General features: G+C 72.3%; 10 protein-coding genes. 9 read left to right on the forward strand and 1 reads right to left on the reverse strand.

Annotation, left to right across the window (positions count from 1 at the left end; genetic code table 11):
- Positions 1 to 163 precede the first annotated feature (163 nt).
- Genes ACSU6L_RS38800 through ACSU6L_RS38840 form a run of 9 tightly spaced genes read left to right on the forward strand, consistent with a single transcriptional unit; the run spans position 164 to position 14,891 of the window.
- Entirely contained in the window at positions 164 to 5,959 is a 5,796-nt protein-coding gene (locus tag ACSU6L_RS38800) for an amino acid adenylation domain-containing protein (protein WP_437064358.1), read from the forward strand.
- Complete coding sequence (locus ACSU6L_RS38805) at positions 5,956 to 6,165, forward strand: MbtH family protein (protein WP_437064359.1); 210 nt, start codon at positions 5,956 to 5,958, stop codon at positions 6,163 to 6,165. The genes ACSU6L_RS38800 and ACSU6L_RS38805 overlap by 4 nt, the downstream gene beginning before the upstream one ends.
- On the forward strand, positions 6,162 to 7,430 hold the full coding sequence (locus ACSU6L_RS38810) for an MFS transporter (protein WP_437064360.1): 1,269 nt from the start codon (positions 6,162 to 6,164) through the stop codon (positions 7,428 to 7,430). Before ACSU6L_RS38805 ends, ACSU6L_RS38810 begins: the two co-directional genes overlap by 4 nt.
- The gene (locus tag ACSU6L_RS38815; protein ID WP_437064361.1) at positions 7,427 to 8,239 is read left to right on the forward strand and encodes a thioesterase II family protein; all 813 of its coding nucleotides are present in this window, start codon (positions 7,427 to 7,429) and stop codon (positions 8,237 to 8,239) included. The genes ACSU6L_RS38810 and ACSU6L_RS38815 overlap by 4 nt, the downstream gene beginning before the upstream one ends.
- The gene (locus ACSU6L_RS38820; protein WP_437064362.1) at positions 8,239 to 10,002 is read left to right on the forward strand and encodes an amino acid adenylation domain-containing protein; all 1,764 of its coding nucleotides are present in this window, start codon (positions 8,239 to 8,241) and stop codon (positions 10,000 to 10,002) included. The genes ACSU6L_RS38815 and ACSU6L_RS38820 overlap by 1 nt, the downstream gene beginning before the upstream one ends.
- Entirely contained in the window at positions 9,999 to 11,258 is a 1,260-nt protein-coding gene (locus ACSU6L_RS38825) for a cytochrome P450 (protein WP_437064363.1), read from the forward strand. Before ACSU6L_RS38820 ends, ACSU6L_RS38825 begins: the two co-directional genes overlap by 4 nt.
- A gap of 20 nt (positions 11,259 to 11,278) precedes the next feature.
- A complete protein-coding gene (locus tag ACSU6L_RS38830; RefSeq protein WP_437064364.1) occupies positions 11,279 to 12,856 on the forward strand; it encodes a condensation domain-containing protein in 1,578 nt (525 codons plus the stop codon).
- A complete protein-coding gene (locus ACSU6L_RS38835; RefSeq protein WP_437064365.1) occupies positions 12,853 to 14,145 on the forward strand; it encodes an ATP-grasp domain-containing protein in 1,293 nt (430 codons plus the stop codon). Before ACSU6L_RS38830 ends, ACSU6L_RS38835 begins: the two co-directional genes overlap by 4 nt.
- An 8-nt stretch (positions 14,146 to 14,153) precedes the next feature.
- The gene (locus tag ACSU6L_RS38840; RefSeq protein WP_437064366.1) at positions 14,154 to 14,891 is read left to right on the forward strand and encodes a thioesterase II family protein; all 738 of its coding nucleotides are present in this window, start codon (positions 14,154 to 14,156) and stop codon (positions 14,889 to 14,891) included.
- 531 nt (positions 14,892 to 15,422) lie between these two features.
- On the opposite strand, the gene ACSU6L_RS38845 is transcribed toward ACSU6L_RS38840, so the two are convergent.
- Positions 15,423 to 16,250 carry a DUF6585 family protein gene (locus tag ACSU6L_RS38845; protein WP_437064367.1) on the reverse strand — a complete coding sequence of 276 codons (828 nt, stop codon included), beginning with the start codon at positions 16,248 to 16,250 and terminating at the stop codon, positions 15,423 to 15,425.
- Positions 16,251 to 16,331: the final 81 nt, after the last annotated feature.

Consider the following 16,331-nt stretch of genomic DNA (forward strand, 5'->3'; position numbering starts at 1 on the left):
AGGGATTACGGCCTGAAGGTAGTCAGTTGCCTGGAGTTAGGCAATAGATTGACAAGAACTGGCAAGTGATCTTACGTTCTCGCCATCAGTACGGTTCCGCCGATCACTTTCCGGTCGAGTGCGGACGTACGTCGCACCCTTCTCGGAAGCGGGGGATCCGGGCATGCCGAACAGCGCTGCCAACCATTCGACCGACGCGACTCTGGTGAGTGCCTTCATGGCCACCGTCGAGCGCCATCCGGAACGCGTCGCCGTCAAGTGCGGCCCAGACACGCTCACTTATGCGCAGCTCGATGCCGCGTCGACCGCGCTGGCGGCGCGGATCCAGGCGCGGACCGACGAGCCCGCCCGCCCGCTCGCCATCCTTCTGGAGCGCTCCTGCGACATGGTGGTGGCCGCCCTCGCGGTTCTGAAGACCGGCGCGTCCTACGTGCCGCTCGACCCGGGAGCCCCGGCGGCCCGCCTCGCCACGATCCTGGAGGACGCGGCGCCCGCGCTCGTGCTCACCACCGCCCGGCTGGCACCCGCACTCCCCGCCGACCAGGACGTCCTCGTCCTCGACGGCCCCGCGCAGGACACAGCGGCCGCGCTCCTGCGGCCCGTGCCGATCGCCCCGGGAACCCGGGCGTACATCATCTTCACCTCGGGAACCACCGGCCGCCCCAAGGGCGTCGAGGTCACCCACGGCAACGTCGTACGCCTCTTCACCGAGGCCGAGCCGCTCTTCGGCTTCGGACCCGACGACGTGTGGTCGATGTTCCACTCCTTCGCCTTCGACTTCTCCGTCTGGGAGATCTGGGGCGCGATCCTGTACGGCGGCACCGTCGTGATCGTCCCCGGCGACATCGCCAAGGACCCGGCGCGCTTTCGCGCCCTGCTGCGGGACGAGCGGGTCACCATGCTCAGCCAGACCCCCACCGCCTTCGGCCAGCTGATCGCCGAGGAGCGCGACCACGAGGACCGGCTGTCCGTCCGTTCCGTGGTCTTCGGCGGCGAGGCCCTGAGGTTCTCCGACCTTGCGCCCTGGATCGACAAGTACGGCGACGCCACTCCCGAGCTCGTCAACATGTACGGCATCACCGAGATCACCGTGCACGCCACCCACCGTCGCGTGACGACCGCGGACCTGGAGCAGGACCGCAGCCTCATCGGCCGCCCCCTGCCGGACCTCGGCATCGAGCTCCTCGACGAGGACCTCACCCCCGTGGCCGACGGCGAGACCGGCGAGATCGTCGTCACCGGTCCCGGTGTCGCCCTCGGCTACCTCGGCCGGCCCGACCTGACCGCCGACCGGTTCGTCACCCTTACCGGTGCCGACGGCTCGCCGCTGCGCGGCTACCGTTCCGGCGACCTCGCCCGCCGACTGCCCGACGGCGACCTCGAGTACCGCGGCCGCCGAGACGCCCAGGTCAAGATCCGGGGCTTCCGCATCGAGCTCGGCGACATCGAGACCGCGATGGCAGCCCACCCGGACGTGCGCCAGGCGGCCGTGGCCGTCAAGGAGTTCGACGGGGAGCGCGAGCTCGCCGGATACGTCGTGCTCGCCGAGGGCGCCGCCCTGGACGTGGCGCGGCTGCGCGACCATCTGCTCGCACTGCTGCCCTCGTACATGGTGCCCGTCGCCTTCCAGGCGCTGAACGACTTCCCGATGACGGTCAACGGCAAGCTGGACCGTGACAGGCTGCCCGCCCCGGCCGCGACGGCCGCCGACACCGCCGCGGTGTCCGCCCGCTCGCTGCGCGAGGAACTGCTGTGCGAGCTGTTCGCGCAGGTACTCGGGCGCACCTCGGTCACCCCGGACGACGACTTCTTCACCCTCGGCGGTCACTCCCTCATGGCGATCCGCCTCGTCAACCGCATCCGCGCCGTCCTGGGCCTCGAGGTCGCCGTCAAGGACCTCTTCGACGCCCGCACCCCGGGCGCGCTCGCCGCACGGACCCACGCCGGACGCACCCGCCCGGCCGTGCGGGCCCGCCCCCGCGAGGGCGACGCCCCGCTCTCGTACGCCCAGCAGCGGCTCTGGTTCCTCCAGCAGGTCCACGAGGGCACGGCGGCCTACCACATCCCGCACGCCCTGCACCTCACGGGCACCATCGACGTCGCCGCGCTCGAGGCCGCCGTGCATGACGTGGTCGCCCGCCACGAGGTGCTGCGCACCGTCTATCCGCAGCGCGACGGCGTCGCCCACCAGCGCGTCCTTGCCGCCGCCGACGCCCGGCCGGAGTTCAAGGTCGTCCAGAGCGCGCCCGAGCTGGTCGACGACCAGGTGACGGCCGCCGCTCGCGCCCCCTTCGACCTGACGCGCGACCTGCCGCTGCGCGCCTGGCTGCTGCGCACCGGTGACGACCAGTGGGTCCTGCTCCTCGTCCTGCACCACATCGCGGGCGACGGCTGGTCGCTCGAACCCCTCGTCCGCGACCTGGCTCAGGCCTACACGGCACGCCTGGACGGCGCGGCACCCGACTGGGAGCCGCTGCCGGTCCAGTACGCCGACTACGCCGCCTGGCAGCACGACCTGCTCGCGGACGAGGACGACCCGGACAGCCTCGTCTCACGCCAGCTGAAGTTCTGGACGGAAACGCTCGCAGACCTGCCGGACGAGCTCGAACTACCCACCGACCGGCCCCGCCCCACCGGCGGCGACTTCGCCGGCGACATGGTCGTGGGCGACCTCGACCAGGAGCTGCACACGGCGGTCGCGGCCCTGGCCCGGACCACCGGCACCACCGTCAACATGGTGCTCCAGGCCGCCGTCGCCGCCCTGCTCACCCGGCTCGGCGCGGGCACCGACATCCCGCTCGGCAACGCCGTGGCCGGCCGCACCGATGACGCGCTGACCCCGCTCGTGGGCTTCTTCGTCAACAGTCTGGTCCTGCGCGCCGACACCTCCGGCGACCCCAGCTTCGTCAAACTCCTCGGCCGCCTGCGCGCCGTGAACCTCTCCGCCTTCGACCACGAGGACCTGCCGTTCGAGCGGCTCGTGGAGGCGCTCAATCCGGTGCGCTCGGCCGCCCGCCACCCGCTGTTCCAGGTGATGGTCGCCGCCCAGAACAGCATCCCGGACGACTTCGGCCTGCCCGGCGTCACCGGCACCGCCTACCCCGTCCTCAGCGGAACCGCCAAGTTCGACCTGTCCTTCAAGTTCGAGGAGCGGCGCGGCGCCGAGGGCGAAGCCCTCGGCATCCGGTCCGCCCTGGAGTACAGCACCGCGCTGTTCGACCGTGACACCGTCGAGTCGATCGCCGGCCGCCTCGCCCGGCTGCTCCGCGCTGTCGCCGCCGCCCCCGCCACCCGGATCAGCCAGGTCGACCTGCTGACCGAAGCGGAGCGGGTGTCGCTGGTGCGCTGGAACGACACCTCGACGCGGCCCGCCACCACCGAGCTGACCACCGAACTGATCGAACGCCAGGTCGACGCGACCCCCGACGCCGTCGCCCTCACCCAGGCCGCCACCGCCTGGACCTACCGCGCACTCGACGAGCGCGCCAACCAGTACGCCCACCGACTGCGCGCCCTCGGCGTCGGCCCGGACAGCCGCGTCGCGCTGTGCCTGCGGCGCGGCCCGGAAGCCGTCGCGGCGATTCTCGGCGTGTGGAAGGCCGGCGGCGCCTACGTACCGCTGGACGCCGAGCACCCCGCGGAGCGGCGCGAGTTCATGCTCGCCGACTGCGGCGCCACCGTCCTGCTCACCGAGAGCGACCTCGGCGACGACCTCGCCCTGCCCGAGCCGGTACGGCTGCTGCGGGCCGACCGCGACGAGGAACTCGCAGCCGCCCCCGTGCACCGCCCCACCCCCGTCGCGGGCCTGGGCGACCTGGCGTACATCATCTACACCTCAGGTTCCACCGGCCGCCCCAAGAGCGTCCTGATCGAGCACCGAGGTGTCGCCACCCGCCTCACCGACGTGATCGAGCGCTTCCGTCTCACCCCGGCCGACACCAGCCTGCAGATCACCGCGCTCGGCTTCGACCCGTCGGTACGCGAACTGTTCGCGCCGCTAGCCGTCGGCGCCACGGTGGCGCTGCTCCCCGCCGACGGCGCCCGCGACCCGCGCGTCGTCGTCGACGAACTGCGCGCCGTACGCCCCACGGTGATCCTGTTCATCGTCCCGTCCCTGCTCGAAGCCGTGCTCTCGTACGACATCCAGCCCGCCGACGTCGCCGCGCTGCGCATGGTCGGCACCGGCGGCGAGGCGCTGCGGGCCCCGGAGGCGGGCACGCTCCTGAACGAGTGGGGCTGCGACGTCGTCAACCAGTACGGGCCCACCGAGAACACGATGATGTCCTGCGTCCACCCGGTCGCCGCGGCGGACCTCGACGGGCGCATCCCCGTCGGCGGCCCGCTGTCCCACACCCGCGTCCACGTCCTCGACGCGCACCTGAACCCGGTGCCCGTCGGCGTCGTAGGCGAGGTGTACCTGGCCGGCATCGGTGTCGGCCGCGGCTACCTGGGGCGCCCGGGCCTGACCGCCGGCCGCTTCGTCGCCGACCCCTTCGGCGAGCCGGGCGAGCGCATGTACCGCAGCGGCGACCTCGCCCGGCGGCGCAAGGACGGCACGCTGGACTTCGTCAGCCGTGTCGACGGCCAGGTCAAGCTGCGCGGCTTCCGCATCGAGCTCGGCGAGATCGAGGAGGTACTGGCCGAGCACCCGGCCGTCGCCCGCGCCGCGGTCGTCGTGCGCGAGGACCAGCCGGGCGACCGGCGCCTGGCCGCCTACGTCGTGCCCGTCGAAGGCACCGAGGCGCCGACCCCGGACGAGCTGCGCGGCCAGGTCGCCGCCCGGCTGCCCGACTACATGATCCCGGCCGCCTACGTCCTGCTCGACGCGCTGCCGCTGCGCGGCAACGGCAAGCTCAACCGCGACCTGCTGCCGCGCCCCGAGGTCGGCGCCACCGCCTCCGGCCGCGCCCCCCGCAGCCCGCGCGAAGAGGTCATGTGCGAGCTGTTCGCCGAGGTCCTCGGCCTCCCGCACGTCAGCATCGACGACGACTTCTTCCAGCTCGGCGGGCACTCGCTGCTGGCCGCCCGGCTCATCGCCCGGGTCCGTACCGCCCTGGGGCTCGAGCTGTCGATGGTCTCCTTCTTCGAGGCGCCCACCGTGGCCGGCCTCGCCGAACGGGCGGGCGTCGACAACGGAGCGGCCGCCCTGGAGACGGTCCTGCCGCTGCGCACCGGCGGCGACCTGAAGCCGCTGTTCTGCATCCATCCCGGCGGCGGCCTCGCCTGGAGCTACTCCAGCTTCCTGAAGTACGTGCCGGAGAACATGCCCGTCTACGGCATCCAGGCCCGCGGCCTGCTGCACCCCGACGACATGCCCGCGACGGTACGGGAGATGGCGACGGCGTACGTCCAGGAGGTCCGGCGCATCCAGCCCGAGGGGCCCTACCACTTCCTGGGCTGGTCCTTCGGCGGCGTCGTCGCCTTCGAGATGGCCACCCGGCTGCAGGCCGAGGGCGAGGAGACGGCGCTGCTGACCATGCTCGACTGCTACCCGGGCGTGCCCGACCACTATCGCGTCGACGAGCAGAACATGGTCGCCGCCCTCCTCGACCCCGAGCGGCCCGGCGTGGTGCCGCAGGCGGGCTCCAAGGAGATCACCGACGTCCTGGAGGTGCTCAAGCAGGACACCGGCGCGCTGGCGAGCCTCACCGAGGACCAGCTGGTCGCGCTGCTGACGGCGATGTCCCACAACCGCCACATCGTCAAGGACCACGAGCCGGAGAAGTTCCTCGGGGACGTGCTCTTCTTCCTGGCCACCGAGGGCCGCAACGACGGCGCGCCGATGCCTGACGTCTGGGAGCAGTACGTCACCGGCCGGGTCACCTGGCACTCCGTCAAGACCACCCACACCGCCATGAACCAGCCGGAGTCGCTGGCCCAGATGGGGCCGGTCCTCGCAGAGGCGCTGGCCGAGATCACCGCTGCCCAGCGCAGCCCGAAGCAGGGGAATGACCGATGACCAATCCGTTCGACGACGAGACCGGCCGCTTCCAGGTGATCGTCAACGCCCGGGGGCAGCACTCGCTGTGGCCCGAGTTCGCCGACCTGCCGGCCGGCTGGTCGGTCGCTCTGCCGACCGACAGCCGTGAGGCGTGCCTCGCCTACGTGGAGGCGAACTGGACCGACCTGCGGCCCACCCCGGTCAAGGAGGGCGCACAGATATGACCAGCGACTTCGCGGTCCTCAAGGACCGCTCGGTTCTCGCGCTGTTCGCCGCCAGGTCCACCTCCCTGCTCGGCAACGCGATCGCCCCGATCGCCCTCGCGTTCACCGTACTGCACCTGCCCGGCGGTTCCCCGACGATGCTCGGCGTGGTCCTGGCCGCGCGGCTGCTCAGCCAGGTCACGTTCGTCCTGCTGGGCGGGGCGATCGCCGACCGCCTGCCGAAGCTGCGCGTCATGGTCGGGGCCGACCTGGCGGCCGGCCTCACCCAGGGGCTCGCCGCCGCCCTGGTCATCACCGGGTACGCCACCCCGTGGCTGCTGGCCGGATTCGCGGCCCTGTCCGGAGCCGCCACGGCGCTCTTCGAGCCCGCCTCGCGCTCCGCGATGCCGCTGCTCGTCTCGGGCGACGACCTGCAGTCGGCGAACTCCCTGCTCAAGCTGTCCATGCGGGGCGGCGGCATCCTCGGCGCGGCCCTCGGCGGTGTGCTGGTCTCCACCATCGGGGCCGGGAACACCATGGTCGTGCCGGCCGCGACCTTCACGCTCTCCGCGCTGCTGCTGCTCGGCGTCAAGGTCGCCCACCAGCCGCCGCCGTCCGGCGCGCCCACACTGATCCGGCAGATCCGCGAAGGCTGGCAGGAGTTCACGGCCAAGCAGTGGGTCTGGGTCATGGTCTCCCAACTCGCCTACGTCAACGTCCTGCTGGCCGGCAGCTTCTACGTCCTGGGGCCGGTCATGGCCGACCGGTCCCTGGGCGGGGCCGGAGCCTGGAGCGTGGTGCTCATCGCGCAGGCCCTCGGCTTCATCGTGGGCAGCGTCGTGGCCATCAAGTTCCGCCCGCGCCGCCCGGTGCGCGCGGCCGCCCTGCTCACCATGGGCTTCCCGCTGTCGGTGCTGCTCATGGCCGCCGAGGCGCCGCTCGCCGCGATCGCCGTCGCCACCTTCCTGGCCGGCATCGTCATCGACGTCTACGAGGTCCTGCTCGACACGTCGCTGCAGAAGAACGTGCCGCCGCACGCCCTGTCGCGCGTCATGTCCTACGAGTCCCTGGGCTCCTTCGCCCTGGTGCCGCTGGGCATGGCGGGCGCCGGGCCCGTGGCCGACGCCGTGGGCGTGCAGGCCGCGCTGTACGGCGCCGCCGCACTGATCATGCTCGCGGGACCGGCCGTCCTGCTGCTGCGCTCCGTGCGCACCGTGACCGACGTACCCGAATCCGAGGCCGGGCACGAGTCCGGGGCCGAGGCCGCAGAGAAGAGCAAGGCATGACCGCATCCGCCCACGCCGACACGACCGCACCCGCGAAGTTCCCGCGCTCCCTGCTGCGCAAACCGTCGGACGACGCGGCCGCCCGCGTCTTCTGCTTCCCCTATTCCGGGGTCGGCGCCTCGATGTTCAACCAGTGGCCGCGGATGATCGGCGACGTCGAGATCTGCCCCGTGCAGCTGCCGGCCCGCGAGAACCGCTTCCGCGAGGCGCACTACGGCACCTACCAGGACCTCGCGAAGAACCTCGCCGACGAGCTGCTGCCCTACCTCGACCGGCCCGCCGTGTTCTTCGGGCACTGCGCGGGCTCGCTACCCGCCTTCGAGACCGCGCTGCGTCTCGCGGAGCTGGGCGGACCGGTGCCGAGCGAGGTCGTCGTGTCCGCACAGGTCGCCCCGCAGCACTGTCCCAAGGACCGCTTCCTGGACATGACCGACGAGGCGCTCGGCGCCGAGCTGTCGGAACTCGTCGTCGCCCGCGGCGGCGAGGCCCACCCGATGCTGATCGAACTGACCCTGCACGTGCTGCACCAGGACCTCGACGCCAACCGGGTCTACCACCGGCCCGAGCCGGTCCGGCTGCCCTCCGCCGTCACCGCCCTCACCTGGAGAGAGGACCCGGAGATCGAGGCCTCCGAGCTGACCGGCTGGCAGGACTGGTCCGAGCAGGTCACCTTCACCGAACTGCCCGGCGCCCACTACGCGTTCCTGAACGCCCCGGCCGAACTGATGCGGCTGCTGCACTCGCTGGCCGTGCCCGGTGCCCCGCTGCCCGCCGCGGCCGTCTCCTCGCCCGCCGAAGGACACCACTGATGACCGACACCATCGACTCCCTGTTCGCGCGCCTCGCGGCCGGGCACCCGCACCGCACCGCGGTCACCGACGACGGCACGACGCTGACGTACGCCGAACTCGACGCACGCGCGAACCGGCTGGCCCACCGCCTGCGCGCCGAGGGCGTACGCCCCGGCGACGTCGTCGCCCTGGCCGCCGGCCGCGACGCGGCGACCGCCGTCCACCTGCTCGCCGTCCTCAAGGCCGGCGCGGCCTACCTCGGCCTCGACCGGCGCCAGCCGGCCGCGCGCCGCGACCTGATCCTGCGCGACGCCGCGGTCCGCGTGGTCCTCGCCGACAAGGCCTCCGCCGACGACCTCGGGGACGCCCTCACCGTGATCGTCCCGAGTGACGAGCCGTCGGACGACACCGAGACCGCCCCGCTCCCGCCCGTCGCCGACGGTGACCGCGTCGCCTACGTCGCCTACACCTCCGGCTCCACCGGCACCCCCAAGGGCGTGTGCGTCCCGCACCGTGCCGTACTGCGCCTGGTGCGCGACGCGGACTTCCTGACAGCCACGGCCGACGACGTGTTCCTGCACTTCGCGCCGCTCGCCTTCGACGCCTCGACGCTGGAGATCTGGGGCGCCCTGCTGAACGGCGCCCGCCTCGCCGTGGCGCCCGACGGCGACCTCTCCCTGGAGGGACTGCTCTCCTTCGTGAGGGAGGAGCGGGTCAGCGTCATGTGGCTGACCGCGGGACTCTTCCACCAGGCCGTGGACCTCGGGCTGCGTGACCTGCCCGCGCTGCGCCATCTGCTGGCCGGCGGTGACACCCTCTCGGCCGCGCACGTCGACCGGGCGCTCGCCGCGCTCCCGCACACCGTCGTCGCCAACGGCTACGGGCCCACCGAGAACACCACGTTCACCACCGTGCACACCATGACCGAACCGACCGGGGCGACGGCCGTCCCCGTCGGCCGGCCCGTCTCCGGCACCGGGGTCCTGCTCCTCGACGAGCGGCTGCGCCCCGTCGCCGACGGCGAGACCGGCGAGATCTACGCGACCGGCACCGGCCTGGCCCACGGCTACCTCGGCAACCCGGGCCTGACCGCCGCCCGCTTCGTCGCCGCCCCGACCGGCGTCCCGGGCGAGCGCATGTACCGCACGGGAGACTTGGCGCGCCGCGCCGCCGACGGCACCCTGGAGTTCCTCGGCCGCGCCGACGGCCAGGTCAAGGTGCGCGGCTTCCGCATCGAGAGCGGCGAGGTCGTGGCCGCGCTCACCGCTCTGCCCACCGTCGCCCGCGCCGAGGTCGTCGCCCCGCGCGACAGCTCCGGCACCCGCCGGCTGATCGCCTACGTCGTCCCCGCCGACGCTGCGGCCCGGCCCTCCGCGCTCGAGATGCGCACCCGGCTCGCCGAGACGCTGCCCGCGTACGCCGTCCCCTCCCTGGTGCGGATCGTCGACGAGCTCCCGCTCACCCCGAACGGCAAGGTCGACCGCACCGAGCTGGAGCAGCGCGCCGTCCAGGAGCGCCCCGAGGTCAACGCCTCCCACCGCGCTCCCGAGAGCGGCCTGGAGCAGGCCGTCACCGGCATGTGGTGCGACCACCTGGGCCTGCAGGGCATCGGCGCCGACGACGACTTCTTCGAGCTCGGCGGGCACTCGCTGCTCGCGGTGGCGCTCATCGCCGAGCTGCACCGCGAGTTCGGCGTGGAGATCTCCCCGATCTCCTTCTACCTCGACCCGACCCCGGCCGGCCTGGCCCGGTCCCTGACGCAGGCGGGAGTGACCCGGTGAAGCTGACCGATGTCACCGCCGCCGACACGGCCGCGATCGACCTGTCCCGCGTCGACCTGTTCGACGCGGCCTACCACGCCGTGGGCGACCCGCACGCCGCCTGGGCCGTCATGCGCGAGCAGGCCCCGCTGCACCGCAGCGAACTGCCCGACGGACGCGCCTTCTTCAACGTCACCCGCTATCACGACGCCTGCCGGGTGCTGGGCAACCACCGCGAGTTCACCTCCGAGCGCGGCAGCCTGCTCAGCCAGCTCGGACACGACGACGCCGCCTCCGGCCGGATGCTCGTCGCCACCGACCCGCCCCGCCACAGCGAACTGCGCCGCCCCCTGAACAAGATGTTCACCGGACGCGGCCTGGCCCGCAGCGAGGAGCGGATCCGCGCTGCCGTGCGCCACCTGGTCGCCGGTGCCCTCGACGGGCCCGTCTGGGACCTGGCCCAACGGGCCACCATGCTGCCGATGGCCGTCGCCGGGGCCCTGATGGACCTGCCCGAGCCGGACTGGAAGGACCTGGTCCAGTGGACGGGCATGGCCGCGGCCCCGCAGGACCCGGTGTTCACCATCCGCAACCCGCACGCCACCCTCGCCATCGCCCACCACCAGCTCTTCGAGTACTTCGCCACCCAGTACGAGGCCCGCAGGGGCACCGACGGCGACGACGCGTTCCGGCTGCTGATGACCATGCGGGACGGCGAACTGACCCGCGAGGAGGTGGTCGTCAACTGCTACAGCCTCCTCCTGGGCGCCAACGCGACCACCCCGCACACCGTGGCCGGCACCGTCCTCGCGCTGATGGAGCGCCCCGACCAGCTCCGCGCCGTGCGCGAGAATCCCGAGCTGATCCCCTCCCTCGTCGAGGAGGGGCTCCGCTGGACCTCCCCGGCCAGCAGCTTCCTGCGCTACGCCGTGGACGACGTGGAGATCGCCGGGGGCGTGGTGCCCCGGGGCGAGGCCGTCGCCGTGTGGGTCGGCTCCGCCAACCGCGACGCCGACATCTTCCCGGAGCCGTACCGCTTCGACGTCCGCCGCTCCGACAACCGTCACATCGCCTTCGGCTACGGCGCCCACTACTGCCTCGGGGCGACCGTGGCCCGCCTGACCCTGCGCCTGTTCTTCGAGGAAGTCCTCGAACGATTCGAGGAGTTCGTTCCGGCCGGCGAACCGCAGCACCTTGTGTCCAACTTCGTCGCGGGCTTCACCAGCCTTCCGGTCCGCGCCGTACCGCGCCGCGTCGAGGCGGTGGCGGGCCGATGAACGAGAGGAACCCCCACACCATGGAGCAGTCCGCCACGGACCTGACGGCCGTGCTCACCGCCATCGTCAGCGAGCAGCTCGGTGGCCAGGAGGTCGGCGCCGACGACGACTTCTACGCCCTGGGCGGTGACTCGCTGATCGCCCTGCGCGTCGTGTCGGCGGTGCAGGAGCGCGGCATCGCGATGACTCTCAAGGATCTTCTCTTCCACCCGACCGTCCGCGAGCTGGCCGGCCACCTGGCGACGCAGGTCCCCGCCGCCCCCGCCCCGGAACCGGCCGCGGAGCGGGACGCGCTCATCGACCCCGGCGACCGCATCCTCGTCCCGAACGGCGTCGCGGCGGCCCTGCCCGCGTCCGCGCTCCAGGTCGGCATCATCTACCTCTGCGAGACCAGCGGTGACCCGGAGCTCTACCACTCCATCATCGGCTGGGAGACCGTCGCCGCCTTCGACGATCAGCTGTTCCGCGAGGCCCTGGCCGAACTGTGCGACCGCCACGCCGCGCTGCGCACCTCCTTCGACCTCGGCACGTACTCGGAGTCGGTCCAGCTGCAGTGGGAGCGCGTCGAGCCCCCGCTGACCGTCGAGCGGATCGGCGACGACAACCCCGCCAAGGGGCACGACAGCATCCGGAACTGGAGCCGCGAGGGCCTCGCCCTGCCCATCGACTGGAGCCGGGCGCCTCTGTTCCGCTGCCACGTCGTGGCCCAGCCCGACTCCTTCCACGTCGCGATCGCCAGCCACCACGCGATCGTCGACGGCTGGAGCTACGGCCGGCTCATCGTGGACCTGCTGGAGCTGTACGCCGCCAAGCTGCGCGGCGAGAGCGCCGAGCTGCCGGAGCCACCGGCCACCGGCGAGCACGACTTCATCGTCGCCGAGCGCCGGCTGCTCGCCTCCGGCGAGGCCGCCGACTTCTGGCACCGGCAGGCCGACAGCGAGCCGCTGCTGTTCTCGCGCGGACAGTTCCACGGCGCGGCCAACGCGGTCGCCGACGTCGAGTTCACCGTGCCCGGCGCGGTACTCGACGGCATGCGCGCCGCCGCCCGCGACGCCGGCGTCTCGCTGAAGTCGCTGGCGCTCGCCGCCCACGCGCGTGCCCTGTCCGCCTGGACGGGCCGCGACGACGTGGTGACCGGCGTCGTCGTCAACACCCGCCCGGAGCGGCCGGGCGCCGACCTGATGGTCGGCCTCTACCTCAACACGGTGCCGCTGCGGCTGACCGATCTCGGCGCCCCCCTGCCCGAGCTCGCCCGCAGGGCCCAGGCGTCGGAGCGCGACGCAGCGCCCTACCGCGCCTTCCCGCTCGCGCAGATCGAGAGCCGGCTGGGCCGCCCGCCGTTCGACGTGACGTTCAACTTCATGAACTTCCACGTCTACGAGGACCTGGACGGCACCTGGGGCCTGCGGACCCGCGACTGGTGGGTGAAGGGCAAGCCGAGCTTCCCCTTCCGCGTCGACTTCGAGGTGGAAGGCGCCGAGGCCGGCAGCCGTGTCTGTGTCGCCTACGACCCCGCGCTGCTCGACGAGGCGCGCGTACGCGAGTACGCCCGTCACTTCGAGGCCGCCCTCACGACGGCCGCCGGAGGCACGGCATGAGCGAGCGGCGCCGCACCCTGGCGGTGCTCTACGACGACGGCGCGGCCTCCGCGGGGGAGATCGGGGTCGGCCTGGCCGATCTCGGGGACATCGTGTTTCTGCTCCCGCCCACCCGCCATGCCGAACGGCTGCGACCGGTCCTGGAGAACTTCGGCACCGTGGTACCGCTCACGGGCACCAGCGAGGGCGACATCGCCCTGGCCCGGGACCTGGCCCCGGACGCGATGGTGACCTACAGCGAGCGCATGGTCCGCAAGACCGCGGAGCTCGCCGCGGCGCTGGGTCTGCCGTCCCACACCCCGGAAGTGGCCGCGACGGTCACCGACAAGATCCGCCAGCGCCAGGTGATGCGCGACGCCGGCGTCGACAAGGTCCGCTCCCACCCGCTGGGTTCACCCGACGAGTGGCCGAAGGTGTACGACGCCGTGGGCCTGCCCGCGATCGTCAAGCCGGTGCGCGGCGGAGGCAGCCGCGACACCTACGCCGTCACGACCGCCGCTGAGGCGGCTGAGCTGCTGCCGCGGCTGTTCCCGGAGGGCGCGGACGCCGTGTACACGGTCGAGGAGCTCCTGGAGGGCGTGCCGAGCGCGCCGTACGGCGACTACGTGTCCGTCGAGAGCGTCTGTACCCCGCAAGGCGTACGGCACCTCGCGGTCACCGGCAAGTTCCCGCTGCTCAAGCCGTTCCGGGAGCTGGGCAGCTTCTGGCCGTCGCACCTGCCGGCCGACGTGCTGGAGGAGGTCACCGACCTCACCACCCGTGCCCTGGACGCCCTGGGAGTGTGCTACGGCATCACCCATACCGAGCTGAAGCTCACGGCCGACGGCCCCTGCGTCATCGAGGTCAACGGCCGGCTCTCGGGCCATCTGAACCTGATGAGCCGCCGGGTCTGCGGCGTCGACATGGTGCGCCTCGGCGGCCTCCTCGCACTCGGGGACACCTCGCAGATCCCCGAGTTCGACTACGGCGGCCGCGTCCACTTCCTGTTCAACACCATGGCCCCGGTGGAACCGTGCCGGCTAGAGGCGATCCACGGAGCCATGGACGTGCGCCAGGTCGACGGCATCGAGGGCATCCGCCCGTACGCCCGCCCGGGCACCGAGCTGGCGGGCGGCGTGATGACCACGCCGCTGGACGTCATCTGGGGTTCCGGCGCTGACCACGCGGCGATGCTCGCCGCTCTGGACGAGGCGCTGCCGAAGCTGACGTACGTCTTCGCCCTCCCTGACGGCACCGTGCGCGAGGCGACCGCCGCGGCGCTCACCGACGTGAGCGAGGCCGGCGCATGACGGCGGCGGTGGGACCCCGGACCTGGCTGCGCAGGTTCCACACCACGCCCGACCCGGCGACCCGCCCGGTCCAGCTGGTGTGCCTGCCGCACGCGGGCGGCGCCGCGGGCTGGTTCGTCCCCTTCTCCGCCGAACTGTGCGGGGTGGCCGACGTGCTGGCCGTCCAGTACCCCGGCCGCCAGGACCGCTGGCACGAACCAGCCGTCGATGACCTCCACGAGCTGGCCCGGCAGGTCGTCGCCGCGCTCGAACCGGCCCTGGACGACCGCCCGCTGGTGCTGTTCGGGCACAGCATGGGTGCCCTGGTGGCGTATGAGGCGGCCCGCCTCCTGAGCCCGGCCCGGCTGTACGTCTCCGGATGCCCCGCGCCCTCGCGTGGCGTGGAGAGCGAACAGGAGATCACCGACGACGAGGGCATCCTCGACGACCTGCGCGCGCTCGACGGCACGGACGCCGCACTGCTCTCCGACCCGGGGCTCCTGGAGCTGGTCCTGCCCGCGCTGCGGGCCGACTACCGGGCCGTGCGCACCTACCGCTGGCGGCCGGGCCCCGAACCGTCCTGCCCGCTGACGGTGCTCACCGGCGACTGCGACCCCCGCACCCCGGCGGACGCGGTCCTGGACTGGAAGCGGCACGGGACGGAGGACGTCCGCTTCAGGGCGTACGAGGGCGGCCACTTCTACCTCACCGAGCACATCCGGCAGGTGGCGGAGCTGATCACCGCCGACCTCGCCGGCCTCCCCTAGGGGGTGTCTTGTCGATCATGCGTCGAGCCAGATGAGTGTGCTGGCCAGGGTGATGGTGGCGAGGTAGCGGCCGGGCTGTTTGTCGTAGCGGGTGGCGATGCCGCGCCACTGCTTGAGGCGCTCGGGCCCCTGACCGTCTCGCCGGCTGCGATGCGTTCGCCAGCGTCAGTGAGGGCTCGGCCAGGGCTGTCGCCACGGCAGGTGTGCCCGTGCGCACACCAAGAACGCGACGTAGCGGCGGCTGGCTGCCACCCGGACCGAACCGATCAAGAATCCCAGTGCCAGTCCGTAGGTGACTCCGTCCTCAAGTCCTGACATGAAACCCCGAGCCGGGTCGTAGGTCAGGGTTCCCGAGTTCAGCCCGGTCTCAAGTGCGCTCCCGAGCCACTCCGATCCCGGTGCGAGCCCTTCCGCCAGCCCGAGGGGGAGCGTCGGCGTTGATCCTGCCGCGTCGGGTCAGGTCACAGGGGTCTGCTTGGCCGGGGCGGCGAGTGGGGAGCGCCCGCCCCTGTCCACCGCGTGCAGTTGCTCTTAGATCCGGCGGTGACCGGGGTCGTCGGCCGCCGGGCCGCCCTCCAGTACCGGGCGGCTGCGCAGTGTTACGGCGTTCAGTATGTGCTCGCCGAGGGGGTCGGATTCCAGGTTGGGGTGGGCGTCGATCCGCAGGCGGTGCCCGTCACGGGTGATCACGTGGTAGGCGACCACCTTGCCGCCGAAGAGACTGGCTCCGTGGGCCTGTCGTGAGAGCACTAGGCGGTCGACGTCGTCCCAGGTCACGGCGCGGGGGCGGCCGTAGGAGGTGTACACGAGCCCGCCCGCGTACAGATGCGTGCGAACGAATCCCTTGGGCATTCTCCACAACAGGACCGGAAGCGCGATGATGACCAGGACGAGGGCCGCGAGCAGGAAGAGCACCACGGTGGTCACCAGCTTCTGGAGGCCGGGGATGTCGGTCCCGGTCTTGCTGAGGACCCAGTTCACGCCCCACAGGGCTCCCACGATCACAGCGCCGATGGTCACCGTGCCGGCCACGATCTCCAGCGGGCTGGTGTTCTTGCGGGTGAAGACGTGCTCGCCCAGCGAACGCTCGGCCGCCAGGCGGGTGACGCGTGCCGACGGGGCGTATCCCTTCATCTGCACTGCATGGGGGAACCGCTTGATGACGGCGACACCCAGGGCCGAGGCGGCCAGGCCCGCGAGGAGGACGGTGACGGCGGACGAGGCCGGGGTGTCGCCGAAGATCAGCACTCCCAGGCCGTACAGCATCGTCGCCAGGCCGCCGAAGACCACCAGCAACATCAGGCAGCCCAAGTTCAACAGGGGCCCGGGCTCGGAGTGTTGCTGCGGTTCATCTGTCATGGCGTCCCCCAGGAACTCGTGGTTGGCGTGCAAAATCTAGCTGGCTTTGTCGGTGAGTTACGAGAGCGCCTGTAGCTCAGC

It is taken from the genome of Streptomyces sp. enrichment culture (assembly GCF_964272855.1).
Taxonomy (GTDB): domain Bacteria; phylum Actinomycetota; class Actinomycetes; order Streptomycetales; family Streptomycetaceae; genus Streptomyces.

What these genes read in the sequence shown, in the direction of transcription:
- ACSU6L_RS38810 (WP_437064360.1), top strand. Translation starts at nt 6,162, where the DNA reads ATGACCAGCGACTTCGCGGTCCTCAAGGACCGCTCGGTTCTCGCGCTG.
- ACSU6L_RS38830 (WP_437064364.1), top strand. Translation starts at nt 11,279, where the DNA reads ATGGAGCAGTCCGCCACGGACCTGACGGCCGTGCTCACCGCCATCGTC.
- ACSU6L_RS38845 (WP_437064367.1), bottom strand. Translation starts at nt 16,250, where the DNA reads ATGACAGATGAACCGCAGCAACACTCCGAGCCCGGGCCCCTGTTGAAC.
- ACSU6L_RS38815 (WP_437064361.1), top strand. Translation starts at nt 7,427, where the DNA reads ATGACCGCATCCGCCCACGCCGACACGACCGCACCCGCGAAGTTCCCG.
- ACSU6L_RS38820 (WP_437064362.1), top strand. Translation starts at nt 8,239, where the DNA reads ATGACCGACACCATCGACTCCCTGTTCGCGCGCCTCGCGGCCGGGCAC.
- ACSU6L_RS38805 (WP_437064359.1), top strand. Translation starts at nt 5,956, where the DNA reads ATGACCAATCCGTTCGACGACGAGACCGGCCGCTTCCAGGTGATCGTC.
- ACSU6L_RS38800 (WP_437064358.1), top strand. Translation starts at nt 164, where the DNA reads ATGCCGAACAGCGCTGCCAACCATTCGACCGACGCGACTCTGGTGAGT.
- ACSU6L_RS38835 (WP_437064365.1), top strand. Translation starts at nt 12,853, where the DNA reads ATGAGCGAGCGGCGCCGCACCCTGGCGGTGCTCTACGACGACGGCGCG.